Below are 13,176 nucleotides of genomic sequence, written 5' to 3'. Positions count from 1 at the left end.
ATAAACAGCTGTGGATATGTCCTTTTTACCCTCGTTTTTAGAAGGTTTTGGCGTTTTTTGACCGCGCAAAATCCTGCTGTTAAGCTAACAGAGGGATGGGGGGCTTGGCAAGGGGTTTTTTAACTGTGAGCACCCTGTGGGTATAATCTGGATTTTGTTTTATTGCTTGACAAAAAGCCGTCAACGTGGTTAATAATGCGATTCGCTTAAATGTTGAAAAAACAAAGGCTTTAACCATCATAGATTCAGGAGTTTCCGAACATGTCTAAACGGACCTATCAACCGAGTCGTATTCGTCGCAAAAGAACCCATGGCTTCCGTTCCCGTATGCAGACCAAAAACGGTCAAGCGGTCATTCGTCGTCGCCGTGCCCGCGGGCGTAAGCGCTTAGTGGTAACGATTCCCGTTAAGTAATTTTTTTAGATGATGAAAACTCTGGGCTTCAGCCTGTCCCGGTGCAGTAAAATCCGCTGCTCGGATGAGTACCGTCGACTGCGTAGAAATGGGAGGCGGCGGCATACCCGGAATTTCATCATATACACTCAGTTGCGTGAAAATAGCGGCCCTGCCAGGTTGGGACTGACTGTTAGTCGCAAAGTTGGCAGGGCTGTCACACGTAATCGTGTCAAGAGACTGTTGCGGGAGTTTTTTCGTCTTCATCAGTCATTTATCGGCTGTGGACAGGATGTTTCGATCGTTGCCAAGCCAGGGGCGGCAAACCTCGATTATTGGCAAATATGTGACGAACTGGCGTTCTTGTTTCGACCTGATATAGTTGAAAAATCCCCATGATCCGGAAATTCCTGATCGTCTTGATCATCGCATATCAGCGATATATTTCACCTTTTACGGCGCCTTCCTGCCGATTTTATCCTTCCTGTTCCGAATATGCCCGCCAGTCCCTTATCAAGTATGGATTGATCAAGGGGGTGGTGAAAACTTGCGGTCGTCTTTGCCGCTGTCATCCCTTTCATCCCGGGGGATATGATCCTGTATAGTAGTCGGATCATATCTTTGGGGCCATTGGAGTGTCTCGTCTTATGGAAAACAAAAATGTTATTATAGCTCTTTTGCTCATGGTGTTGATTTGGACGGGCTATACCACTTTTTTTGTCAAGCCCGCTCCGGCTCCTGTCAATGACGAGCCGGCCGTTGCCGAATCATTTCCTGCCGTTACTCCCGAGGTTGTCGGGGAAAGGGTCGTTCCCTCCGTAGATCATGTTATGGCCGCTGCCGCGTCATCGGATATCGCTCCGCGGGATTTTGTCGTGGATACCGAGGATTTTCGGGCCGTATTTACCAATGTGGGCGGGCGACTTAAAAAACTGGAGCTTAAAAACTACCGTGAAACCCTTAAGGAGGATTCAGGGCTTGTTACTCTGGTCGATGCCGATAATGCACTAAGCACTTTCGGTATTCTTGGTCAAGGGGATATAGCCCTGGCTGAGAACACGGTCTATGCGACAGATGTCCCTGCCGAAGGATTAACTCTCGGTTCCGATGATAAAAAAGATCTTCGCTTTACGGCCGTTCTGAGCAATGGCGTGGTTGTGGAGAAGGTCTTTTCACTTAACGGTAAAGGATACGATTTTAATCTTCAGGTCCGGGTAGTTAATCCGGGAGACAGACCTATTCAGGGTAGTCTGGAACTCTTGATGGTTCAGCCCTGGTCGGAAGATCGTGAGGGTTCCCGGTATTCCTTCGTCGGGCCGGCAATTTACGCGGACGATGAGCTGAATACCTATAAGGTCAAGGAACTTGAGGACGGCGCCATCCGGCATGATAACAGTGGTATCTGGACCGCATTTGAAGACAAGTATTTCATGACGGCCGCTGTACCTCTCCGGTCCGAACAACATGCCTTTGTTTTGGAAAAGGTCGGCAATGCCGTCAAAAACATCGTATCCAGCGGAAACTTATCGGTAGGTGGGCAACAATCGGTGACTCTCGATTATCTGCTGTATGCCGGGCCCCGCGACCTGGATGTTCTGGAGCAGGTTAATCATGGTCTGGACAAGGCGATAGATTTCGGTTTTTTCGATATGCTCGCCCGACCCTTGCTTTCCGTTCTTAAATTTTGTCATAAAAATTTAATATCAAACTACGGCGTGGCGATTATTCTGCTCACGGTGTTCATAAAAGTTCTCTTTTGGCCCCTGACGCATAAAAGTTACAAATCCATGCGCGATATGCAGAAGCTACAACCGGAGATGCAGCGGTTGCGCGAAAAATATAAAAAAGATAAAGAGCGCATGAATCGCGAGATCATGGAATTGTATCGTAAAAACCGTGTTAACCCCATGGGCGGTTGTTTGCCCATGTTCGCGCAGATCCCGGTTTTCTTCGCTTTATATAAAGTGTTGTTGGGATCCATTGCTCTTCGTCATGAGCCTTTTATTTTCTGGATTCAAGATTTGGCTGCCAAGGATCCTTATTACATTACCCCTTTGATTATGGGGGTTACTATGTTCTTTCAGCAAAAAATGAGTCCTACCACCATGGATTCCCAGCAAGCCAAAATCATGTTGTTCATGCCGGTTATTTTCACCTTTATGTTCCTTAATTTCCCCTCCGGCCTGGTTATCTACTGGTTGGTAAACAATGTTCTTACCATAGCCCAGCAGTGGTTCATTAATCGTGAAGGGGGGCAACCGGTCAAGGCCGGTTGATATAACCAAGGATAACCAGGTGCTTGTATGCTTTCCCGTGAGCGTCCGGCACCTGGTTTTTTTGACCGAAATTGATTTCAATGTTTTCTTCCGTAGAGTCTTAATCTATACAATATGCTTGAACATTTTTATCTGAGGCATCGGATGTATTCATGAACGACTTATCCATGATCAACGACGATACTATTGTGGCTCCGGCCACTGCACCCGGTGAAGGTGGTATCGGCATCGTGCGTCTTTCCGGGTCTGGGGCTGAAAAACTTTTACTTAAGTTTTTCAGCCCCAGGCGTTTTTGCGAACGTCTTGATTCTCATTTCTTATATTATGGGAAGTTTACGGACGAAACCGGAAAAATCGTCGATGAAGTAATGGCGGTTATTATGCGTAAGCCACGTTCCTATACTCGGGAAGATGTGGTAGAGATTCACTGTCATGGTGGCGGTCTTCTGGTACGGAGTATAATAGACGTCTTTCTTGCTGCCGGTGCACGATTGGCTCGCCCCGGAGAATTTACTTTGCGCGCATTCCTCAATGGCCGCATCGACCTGACTCAGGCAGAAGCTGTTATCGACCTTATACGGTCCCGGTCCAATCTGGCCAGCGATGTAGCCTTGAGTCAACTCGAAGGACGTCTTGCTCAACAGATAGGTGTTTTCGGTCAGGTTATTGCGGATCTGCTTGCTCAAGTCGAGGCGGCAATCGATTTTCCGGAAGAGGATATTGAACTTGACGATCAACAGATGCTCGGGGCTTCTGCCGGCGCCTTGATCGCCGACATGGATAGGATTATTGATACCTTCGAGTCCGGGCGTGTTTTGCGTGAAGGATTGCGGGTTCTTATCTTTGGCAAGCCAAATGTTGGTAAAAGTTCATTAATGAACGGTCTTCTCGGGGAGGCTCGCGCTATCGTTACCGATATTCCGGGTACGACTCGGGATACCATTGAGGAAGATCTCGTTCTCGGCGGATTGCCCCTGCGGATTGTCGATACAGCAGGTATCCGCAATACTCTGGATCCCGTGGAGGAAGAAGGTGTTCGTCGAGCGCGGTCCAAAGTTGAATCTGCCGATCTTGTGCTGCTGGTTATTGATGGTAGCCAGGAGATGGGTGAGGATGATCTTCTTGCCCTGGAGTTTTGTCGTAACCGGGAAGTATTGGTGGTTATAAATAAGTGTGATTTAGCTACCCTTCCCATTTCCAGTGCTTTGGATGGGCTACCCTATGTAAGGACATCCGTCTTGGAAAAAAACGGGCTTGACGGATTGGTGTCAGCGATACAAGAACGCTTTGTCCATAATGCTCATGTCGCTGAGAACAGGGAAACTGTTGTTTTGACTCAGCGGCGGCATCGGCAAGCCTTGGTGAAGGCGAGACAATCCCTTGGTCGTTTCAGGGAAACCCTCGTTCAGGGAATGTCGCCGGAGTTTGGGGCTGTTGAACTCCGTGATGCATTGGATGCTGTTGGCGAAATTACCGGGGAGACAACCCCCGATGATATTTTAGAGCGGATCTTTACGCGATTCTGCATTGGAAAATAGTATGTTTCACGTGAAACATATGCACAAAAACTTTATAAAAAAAGAGTTAGGGTAGTAGAGATATTATGGCCGAATATGGAAAAGACTACGAAGTTATAGTGGTGGGTGCAGGGCATGCCGGTTGCGAGGCGGCTCTGGCGAGTGCGCGAATGGGCTGTAATACTCTGTTGCTTAATCTACACTTGGATGCCGTGGCTCAGATGTCTTGTAATCCTGCTATTGGCGGTTTGGCCAAGGGGCACCTGGTGCGAGAGATTGACGCATTGGGCGGGGAGATGGCCAGGGTGATTGATGCCACTGGTATTCAGTTTAGGACGCTCAATACAAAAAAGGGTCCTGCCGTCAGAGCTACAAGGGCACAGGCGGATCGACGCGCATATCAATTCCATATGAAGCAGGTTGTCGAAAATCAGCCCGCATTGGATTTGAAGCAAGGCTCGGTGAGCCGCTTGATCTTACAGGGAGATAAAGTCAGCGGAGTGGAAACAACCGATGGTTTGCGTTTTTTCGGGCAAACCGTGGTGTTGACCACGGGCACGTTTATGCGCGGGTTGATTCACGTTGGACTTCAGCATTTTCCTGGAGGGAGGGCTGGTGAACCTCCGTCGCTGGGTTTATCGGACCATCTGGCCGAACTCGGATTGCGGGTGGGGAGGCTAAAAACCGGTACGCCTGCACGACTGGATGGAAATACCATAGATTATGACCGATTAGTGCCGCAGCATGGAGATGTTCCCCCTAAACCTTTTTCTGCAGATACCGAGAAAATAACCAGTCCACAGGTGCCGTGTTTTATCACAGCCACAAATGCGCACACGCACGACATTATTCGGCAGGGGCTTGACCGGTCTCCTTTGTATCAAGGGGTTATTGAGGGGGTCGGCCCAAGGTATTGTCCTTCGATTGAAGATAAAATCATGCGATTTCCGGATAAGGATAGTCATCATGTTTTTTTGGAGCCGGAGGGACTTGGTACCAGGGAGGTTTATCCGAATGGCGTATCGACTTCGTTGCCCCCGGATGTGCAGTTGGCCTTTTTACGCACTATTCCCGGATTGGAACATGTGGAAATTATGCGTCCCGGGTATGCCATCGAGTATGATTTTGTCGACCCGATACAACTGAAGCCAAGTCTGGAAACCAAAAAAATTAGAAATTTATTTTTGGCCGGACAGATTAACGGCACGTCGGGGTATGAAGAAGCGGCTGCGCAGGGGTTGATGGCCGGAATCAATGCTGTGCATGCCCTGCGCGACTGTCCGCCTGTTGTCTTGGGTAGGGATCAGGCCTATATTGGGGTGATGATCGATGATCTGGTCACATGCGGGACGTCGGAACCTTATCGCATGTTTACCTCCAGGGCGGAATATCGACTGCTGCTGCGAGAAGATAATGCCGATCAGCGGTTGACCCCCCTTGGGCATCAAGTGGGGTTGGTAAGTGACGAAAGATGGCAACGTTTTACCCGCAAGATGGATAAAATCGTCGAAGGACGGGATTTTCTGGAAAAAAGGCGCCTGTCTTCGTCCGATAAGGAGGCCATCGGCAGGCTCGGGCTGGAAGATTTAAAAAACGGTCTTTCGCTTGTCCAGATTCTGCGTCGCCCGGATATAAATATTGAAGATCTCGTCTTTTGTGATGACCGTTTGGCGGATATTCCGGAAAATGTTCGCGAACAGCTGCAGATAGAGATAAAATACGAAGGCTATATAGCAAGGCAGTATGAAATGGTTGAGCGATTCAGACGTTCCGAACAGATAGCCATACCGTCAGATATGGATTATTCCCCTATAGAGGGTTTGTCTATCGAAGTGAGGGAAAAATTACAAAAGGTACGACCTCAAAATTTAGGTCAGGCCGCACGTATTCCCGGGGTAACCCCGGCGGCGGTGGCTATATTGTCGGTGCTTTTACGCAGGAATTAAATATCTCATGCAGAATAGATTACAGGAGCTATTAACGCGTATTGGTTTGTCTCTGGAAAAGCCGGTCTGCGACCGGTTGCTGTGGTATTTGGATGAAATGCTGCGCTGGAACCGTCGTATTAATCTTACGGCGATAGAAAATAAAGAAGAGGCTTTGGAAAAGCACCTGCTTGATTCCCTGACCGTAGTACCTTTGCTCCGAGGGGATGAACGACTTCTGGATATGGGTTCGGGGGCAGGTTTGCCGTCCATACCGATAAAGATTGCACGACCGCAAATGTGTGTATTATCTGTGGATAGTGTGCATAAGAAAATCGTGTTTCAACAGCATGTTGCCAGGCAGCTTAAATTGCAGGGATTTGAAGCCAGGGCATGTCGCATTCAGAGTTTGAGCCAGGGAGAATCCGAGACTTCCTTTGATGTTGTGACCGCTCGTGCCTTGACCCACCTGTCAGATCTTTTATCTATGGCGGAACCCTTGTTAAATGACAAAGGTCGCTTGATAGCCATGAAAGGACCGGATGGAGAGGCGGAATTAGCGGAATGCGCCCAACAGATAAGGAAAGCGGGGTTCGTTGCCGAACCACTGCAACACTTGTCCCTGCCCCTGTCCGGTTCTGAACGAACACTTGTAGTGTTGAAACGAAAACCGGGGCGATAGCTCTCCGCGAAAGCAGGCCTTTTCACTTTAAAGAACAGGGTATCTATGGTAGGATTTTGCCCCGGATACTGGGAAAAGGAGATCCACATATGGGTCAAATTATTGCCATAGCTAATCAAAAGGGAGGCGTGGGGAAGACGACCACGTCCATCAATCTCTCCGCTTCTCTCGCCGTTGCGGAAAAAAGAACCCTTCTGGTCGACCTCGACCCCCAATCAAATGCCAGTAGTGGCGTGGGGATCGCCGATGAAAATATTCAATACACGACATATCAGGCGCTGCTTGGACAGGTTGAAACAAGTCAAGTCGTAACAACGACGGGTATTGAGTTTCTCAAGGTACTCCCTTCAACTACCGATCTTATCGGAGCGGAAATCGAATTAATAGGCGAGGAGGATCGGGAAACCCGCTTGAAAAAAGCGTTGAATCAGATTCGTAATGATTTCGATTACATTCTGATCGACTGCCCCCCTTCCCTTGGTCTATTGACCATCAATGCGCTTACCGCCGCTGATTCTGTGTTGGTGCCTCTGCAATGTGAATATTATGCGATGGAGGGGTTGAGTCAGTTGACCCGTACTATCGACTTGATCCAGAGACAGCTTAATCCGGCTCTATCCCTGTGCGGCATCCTTTTAACCATGTTTGACGGCAGGAATAATCTTTCTCACCAGGTCAGCGACGAAATCCGCCGCCATTTTTCTGAACGCGTATTTAAAACGGTAATCCCACGTAACGTTCGTTTATCCGAAGCTCCCAGTCACGGTCTCCCCGTTCTACAATACGATATTTCCTCCAGGGGAGCGGAAGCATATCTGGCCCTGGCCAGGGAACTTATCCATACAGGCGAATAGATATGGCGAAAAGACCCGCACTCGGTAAAGGGATCGGCGCGCTGCTGGATCCTTCCATTAAAGAAGAATCGCATCGTTTCTTTTTCTGTCCCATTGAAGAATTGCAGCCGCTGAAAAATCAGCCGCGCAAGGTTTTCGACGATCAAAAGCTGGCAGAACTTGAAGCCTCCATAAAGGTCCGGGGAATCATCCAGCCACTGGTGGTCCGGCGCCTGTCTGATCACTATCAGATTATTGCCGGCGAGCGCCGTTGGCGGGCTGCTCAGCGGGCAGGTTTAAAAAAGGTGCCGGTACTTATCCAGGAAGCGACGGAGGATGCGGCAATCGAGATGGCTCTCATAGAGAACATCCAGCGCGAAAACCTCAATCCTATCGAAGAAGCCGCCGCCTACCAAAGTCTTATTCAGGCTTTCAGCCTGACTCAGGAGGACGTCGCAGGGCGGGTTGGTAAAGACCGCTCGACGGTTACCAACTCTTTGCGTTTGCTGCGTCTGCCGGATCGTGTGAGAGAGGATCTCTCCGCCGGTTCCCTGACGATGGGCCACGCTCGAGCGCTGCTTTCGCTGGAATCGGTCCCTCTGCAGCTGTTAAAAGTGCGAGATCAGGTTCTAGCCAAACGATTATCGGTACGGGAAACCGAAGCACTGGTCAAGCGCACTAAAAAATTGGCCATGTCTCCTCCCCCCCCACCTAAAAAAACAGATCCCAATATGCAGGCCTTGGAAGATAACCTTAAACAAAGCCTGGGAACCAAAGTTAAAATTGTGTCAAAGAAAAAGGGGGGCAAAATCGAAATTAGTTATTTCTCTGCTGACGATCTTGACCGCCTTCTGGAACGTCTTGGAATATCATGTTGAGTAAAGGAAGGAATCTCTGATGGGACGCAAAGAAAAAAAGTCTTCACCCAAAGATACATCCATTCAATCAGGAGAAATCAGGGCTTTTCTCGGCGAGGGCAGCAAATTTGAAGGTACGCTGGTGTTTGATGATATTGTGCGTATGGATGGGCACTTTCAGGGCAGCGTCACTTCAACCGACACCTTGATTGCGGGCCATTCCGCTCAAATACAGGCTGATATCAAGGTCGGCACTCTTATTCTGTCAGGCTCATTTAAGGGTACTATCGAGGCTCGTAATAAAGTTGAACTGCGTGCTCCTGCTGTTGTCGAGGGAACCATCCAGACTCCGGTATTGGTTGTTGAAGAAGGGGTTGTTTTAAATAGCTCCATTACCATGCCGACAGGGCAAGCTGATTTCGCCGGTACGGCCGGCGCTACCGAATAAATACAAATCAAGAATGGGTGGTGATAAGTAAAATATCGGTATTTTAGGTTGTCACCACCCTTGTTTCGTCCAGTTACAAAAAAGTTAAACAGCCTCGGTTTATTATGGAGGAAAAATAGTTGGACAAGATCGATTGGACGCTCCTGGTACAGGCGGGCAATTTTGTGCTGCTGATCGTCATCCTGCAGAAGTTGCTGTATCGGCCGCTGCAGGCCATTCTGGATCAACGCCAAACCCGCCAGGACAACGCAGAGCAGCGCAGCCAAGAGTTGGAGGCGCAGATCGCGCAGCAGCAACAAGCCTTTGATGAGCAGCTTTCGCAGGCGCGGCAGCAGGCCCAGCAGGCCCGCAGCGCCGCGCTGGAGCAGGCCCAGAAGCAAGAGGCGCAACTGCTCGGGCAGGCCCATGATCAGGCCGCGCAGACGCTGGCCCAGGTGCGGCGCGATGTCGCCGCCCAGGTCGAGGCCGAGGCCGGCCGGTTGCAGACCCTGGCCGTGCAGCTCGGCGACGAAGTGGCCGCGCGTCTGTTGGGGAGGCCGTTATGAGCCGACATTCACGCCGTATGCGGATCCTGTGCCTGTGCGCCACCACCCTGCTGATGGCGGGCAGCGCCCTGGCCAGCGAGGCCGGCGGGCACGCCGACGGCCAGCTCAAGGATTTTCTTTACCGGCTGCTCGATTTCGGCATCACCTTCGGGGCCCTGTACTTTTTGCTGCGCGGTCCCTTGAAACGGGCTCTTTCCGCCCGTCGGCAGCGGGTCGCCGAGGCCCTCGAACAGGCCCGCCAGATGCAGGCCAGCGCCGAGCGGCGTTTTGCAGCCTGCCGGCAGCAGCTGGCCGACGCCGACGCCCAGATCGCCCAGTTGACGGCCGATCTGAAAGCCGAAAGCGCCCTGCAGTGCCAGCGCATCGAAGAACAGGCGCGCAAGATGGCCGACGACATCCGCAGCGAAGCGACGCGCAGCGCCGCGCGGGAAATCGAAGCGGCCCGCAAGCAACTGCATCAGGAAGCCGTGCGGCTGGCCATGGAGTTGGCCGAACAACGCCTTAAACAGCAGATCGCGCCGCAGGACCAGGCGCGGCTGGTCGACGAATATCTCCGCAAGACAGGGGAGTGAATGTGAAAAGTACAGCGATATCAAGAAGATACGCCAAATCTCTGGTCAATCTGGCGGCCCCCGACGGGCAGCTGGAGAGCACCTATACGCAGCTGGAGCAGATCCAGCAGGCGTTCGCCTGCGAGCCGCGGCTGTACAAACTGCTGGCCAGTCCGACCCTGGCCGCCGACAAAATCGCAGGCCTGCTGGAAGGCATCGGCAACTACCTGCAGCTTAGCACCACCCTGCGCAACCTGCTGGGATTGCTGCAACAGCGCCAGCGCCTGGAATATTTCGACGCCCTGGTGGCCGACTACCGCGAACTGGCCGATGTGCAACTGGGGCTGGTGCGGGCCCGGGTGTGCAGCGCCGCGCCGCTGGATGCCGAGGTGCAGCAGGCCATCAGCGCCCAGCTGCAAAAACGCTATGGCAAACAGGCGGTACTGGAACTGGCCGTCGAGCCGGAACTGTTGGGCGGCGTGCGCATCGAAGTCGCCGGGCAGGTGCTGGACGGCACCATCCGCTCCGGTCTGCGGCGGATGGCGGGATATCTCAACAGCTGAACACGACCAGTCGGTGACAGATTACGGATTGCCATTCAATAAAGATGTTTTCGCAAAAAGACATAGGGTGAAAAGACGTTATGGACATCAAAGCAGAAGAAATCTGCGCCATCATCGAGCAGCAGATCGAAAACTTCGACCGTGAGATCGAAATCAGCGAAATGGGCACCATCATCTCCGTCGGCGACGGCATTGCCCGCATCCACGGTTTGAACCGGGCCATGGCCGGCGAGCTGCTGGAGTTTCCCGGCGACGTCATCGGCATGGTGCTCAACCTCGAAGAAGACAACGTCGGGGCCGCCATCCTCGGCGATACCCACCACATCAAAGAAGGCGACAGCGTAAGGCGTACCGGCCGCATCGTCGAAGTGCCCGTCGGCGAAGCGCTGATCGGACGGGTGGTTAACGGCATCGGCCAGCCCATCGACGGCGGCGGCGCGCTGGAAGGCGCCGAAGCGCGGCAGGTGGAGATCAAGGCCCCCGGCATCGTCACCCGCAAATCGGTGCACCAGCCGGTACAGACCGGCCTCAAAGCCATCGACGCCCTGGTGCCCATCGGCCGCGGCCAGCGCGAACTGATCATCGGCGACCGCCAGACCGGCAAGACCGCCCTGGCCATCGACGCCATCATCAACCAGAAGGGCCAGGACATGGTCTGCATCTACGTCGCCATCGGCCAGAAACAGTCGACGGTGGCGCAGGTGGTGGACAAACTCAAACAGCACGGCGCCATGGACTACACCATTGTGGTCAGCGCCGGCGCCAGCGAACCGGCGCCGCTGCAGTTCATCGCCCCTTATGCCGGGGTCACCATGGGCGAATACTTCCGCGACAACGGCCGCCACGCCCTGATCGTGTACGACGATCTGTCCAAACACGCCGTCGCCTACCGGCAGCTGTCCCTGTTGCTGCGGCGTCCGCCCGGCCGCGAAGCCTTTCCCGGCGACGTCTTTTACCTGCACAGCCGCCTGCTGGAGCGGGCCGCCAAACTCAACGACGAGCTGGGCGGCGGCAGCCTCACCGCGCTGCCCATCATCGAGACCCAGGCCGGCGACCTGTCCTCCTATATCCCGACCAACGTCATCTCCATCACCGACGGCCAGATTTTCCTCGAGGCCGACCTGTTCTACTCCGGGGTACGGCCCGCCATCAACGTCGGCCTGTCGGTGTCCCGCGTCGGCGGCAGCGCCCAGGTCAAGGCCATGAAGCAGGTGGCCGGCACCCTGCGCCTGTCGTTGGCCCAGTACCGCGAGATGGCCGCCTTTGCCCAGTTCGGCTCGGATCTGGACGCCGCCACCCAGAAACAGCTGGCGCGCGGTGCGCGGCTGGTGGAAATCCTCAAGCAGCCCCAGTACCAGCCGCTGCCGGTGGAAAAACAGATCCTGGTCATCTACGCCGCCAACAACGGCTACGTCGACGACTATCCGCTGACCGTACTGCGGCGCTACGAAGAGGAACTGTACAGCTTCCTGGAGCATCGCCACGGCGACTTGCTCAAGGATTTGGCGGAGAAAAAAGCCATCGACACCGATCTCGAAGCACGCATCAAGGCGGTGCTGGCGGCCTTCGGCGAGCAGTTTACACCCTGAAAAGCAGTGACTGGTGATTCGTGATTGGTAACACCATGGGTTCCATAGGGCTCATCAGGGAACTTAACAGCTTTGCTTTCGCAGAAAGAAAACCATGGCAAACCTGAAGGACATCAAAAAGCGCATCAGCTCGGTAAAAAGCACCCAGCAGATCACCAAAGCCATGAAGATGGTCGCCGCGGCGCGTTTTCGCAAAGCGCAGGCCGCCATCATGGCGGCGCGGCCTTATGCCGCCAAGATGCAGCAGGTGCTGGCCTCCCTGGCGCTGCGCGAAGACCCGGCGGTCCATCCGCTGTTGCAAAAGCACGAGCGGCGCGGCCGGGCGCTGGTGCTGGTGGTCAGCTCCGACCGCGGGCTGTGCGGCGGCTTCAACCTTAACGTCGCCAAAAGCACCGCCCAGCTGGTGACGGACAACCGCGACGGCTTTGACAGCTACGAGCTGCTGGTGATCGGCCGCAAAGGCCGCGAGCAACTCAAAATGCGGGGACTGATCGCCGACAAGGTTTATGAAGATATCACCGCCGATGCCACCTACGCCACCGCCGCCCTGATCGGTCAGGAAGTGGTGGAAGGCTACGAACAGGGCCGCTTCGACGCCGTGTATCTGGTCTACAACGCCTTTTACAGCGCCATCCGCCAGGAGGTCAGCATCGATCGCCTGCTGCCCATCACGCCGGCTGAGGCCGACGACCAGACCCCGCCAGTGCAGCCGCTGTACGAGCCGGCGCGCGGCGAAGTGCTGGCGTCGATCCTGCCCAAGCATGTCGAGGTGCAGATCTATCGGGCGCTGCTGGAATCGGCCGCCTCCGAGCACGGCGCGCGCATGAGCGCCATGGACAGCTCCAGCAAAAACGCCGGCGAGATGATCGACAACCTGACCCTGCAGTACAACCGCGTGCGGCAGGCGGTCATTACGACCGAGCTGGTGGAGATTATCTCGGGGGCAGCGTCGGTCCAATAAACCGGTGAGTCTCCTTTTTTACTGCAGAGTTCGCGG

General features: G+C 53.5%; 15 protein-coding genes. All 15 read left to right on the top strand.

Annotated features, from left to right (window positions below):
- Nucleotides 1–261: 261 nt before the first annotated feature.
- Complete coding sequence (gene rpmH / locus PCAR_RS18530) at nt 262–414, top strand: 50S ribosomal protein L34 (RefSeq protein WP_011342937.1); 153 nt, start codon at nt 262–264, stop codon at nt 412–414.
- Nucleotides 415–423: 9 nt separating this feature from the next.
- A complete protein-coding gene (gene rnpA / locus PCAR_RS19305; protein WP_081425113.1) occupies nt 424–792 on the top strand; it encodes a ribonuclease P protein component in 369 nt (122 codons plus the stop codon).
- Complete coding sequence (gene yidD, locus PCAR_RS16985) at nt 789–998, top strand: membrane protein insertion efficiency factor YidD (protein ID WP_011342935.1); 210 nt, start codon at nt 789–791, stop codon at nt 996–998. The genes rnpA and yidD overlap by 4 nt, the downstream gene beginning before the upstream one ends.
- A 42-nt stretch (nt 999–1,040) precedes the next feature.
- Nucleotides 1,041–2,669, top strand: coding sequence for a membrane protein insertase YidC (gene yidC / locus PCAR_RS16980; RefSeq protein WP_011342934.1), 1,629 nt, complete (start codon nt 1,041–1,043; stop codon nt 2,667–2,669).
- A 167-nt stretch (nt 2,670–2,836) separates the two neighbouring features.
- A complete protein-coding gene (gene mnmE / locus PCAR_RS16975; RefSeq protein WP_041532046.1) occupies nt 2,837–4,207 on the top strand; it encodes a tRNA uridine-5-carboxymethylaminomethyl(34) synthesis GTPase MnmE in 1,371 nt (456 codons plus the stop codon).
- A 65-nt stretch (nt 4,208–4,272) separates the two neighbouring features.
- A complete protein-coding gene (gene mnmG, locus PCAR_RS16970; RefSeq protein ID WP_011342932.1) occupies nt 4,273–6,132 on the top strand; it encodes a tRNA uridine-5-carboxymethylaminomethyl(34) synthesis enzyme MnmG in 1,860 nt (619 codons plus the stop codon).
- Between the two features lie 7 nt (nt 6,133–6,139).
- A complete protein-coding gene (gene rsmG, locus PCAR_RS16965; protein WP_011342931.1) occupies nt 6,140–6,793 on the top strand; it encodes a 16S rRNA (guanine(527)-N(7))-methyltransferase RsmG in 654 nt (217 codons plus the stop codon).
- A gap of 89 nt (nt 6,794–6,882) precedes the next feature.
- The gene (locus PCAR_RS16960; RefSeq protein WP_011342930.1) at nt 6,883–7,647 is read left to right on the top strand and encodes a ParA family protein; all 765 of its coding nucleotides are present in this window, start codon (nt 6,883–6,885) and stop codon (nt 7,645–7,647) included.
- 2 nt (nt 7,648–7,649) lie between these two features.
- Nucleotides 7,650–8,504 carry a ParB/RepB/Spo0J family partition protein gene (locus tag PCAR_RS16955; protein ID WP_011342929.1) on the top strand — a complete coding sequence of 285 codons (855 nt, stop codon included), beginning with the start codon at nt 7,650–7,652 and terminating at the stop codon, nt 8,502–8,504.
- Nucleotides 8,505–8,523: 19 nt separating this feature from the next.
- Complete coding sequence (locus PCAR_RS16950) at nt 8,524–8,931, top strand: bactofilin family protein (protein WP_011342928.1); 408 nt, start codon at nt 8,524–8,526, stop codon at nt 8,929–8,931.
- Between the two features lie 119 nt (nt 8,932–9,050).
- Nucleotides 9,051–9,476, top strand: a complete 426-nt coding sequence (locus PCAR_RS16945; RefSeq protein ID WP_011340668.1) for an ATP synthase F0 subunit B' — start codon at nt 9,051–9,053, stop codon at nt 9,474–9,476.
- Nucleotides 9,473–10,048: an ATP synthase F0 subunit B gene (locus tag PCAR_RS16940; protein ID WP_011340669.1), complete on the top strand. Its 576-nt coding sequence runs from the start codon at nt 9,473–9,475 to the stop codon at nt 10,046–10,048. The genes PCAR_RS16945 and PCAR_RS16940 overlap by 4 nt, the downstream gene beginning before the upstream one ends.
- A gap of 2 nt (nt 10,049–10,050) precedes the next feature.
- Nucleotides 10,051–10,590 (top strand): ATP synthase F1 subunit delta, encoded by a 540-nt coding sequence (gene atpH, locus PCAR_RS16935; RefSeq protein ID WP_011342927.1) that lies wholly within the window; start codon nt 10,051–10,053, stop codon nt 10,588–10,590.
- 80 nt (nt 10,591–10,670) lie between these two features.
- Entirely contained in the window at nt 10,671–12,179 is a 1,509-nt protein-coding gene (gene atpA / locus PCAR_RS16930) for a F0F1 ATP synthase subunit alpha (protein WP_011340671.1), read from the top strand.
- Nucleotides 12,180–12,273: 94 nt separating this feature from the next.
- Entirely contained in the window at nt 12,274–13,140 is an 867-nt protein-coding gene (gene atpG, locus PCAR_RS16925) for an ATP synthase F1 subunit gamma (RefSeq protein ID WP_011340672.1), read from the top strand.
- Nucleotides 13,141–13,176 lie beyond the last annotated feature (36 nt).

Origin of the sequence: Syntrophotalea carbinolica DSM 2380, assembly GCF_000012885.1 — a bacterium.
GTDB classification, from domain to species: domain Bacteria; phylum Desulfobacterota; class Desulfuromonadia; order Desulfuromonadales; family Syntrophotaleaceae; genus Syntrophotalea; species Syntrophotalea carbinolica.
Note: the sequence above shows the minus strand (reverse complement) of the source record. Positions and strands in the feature narration are given on the sequence as shown.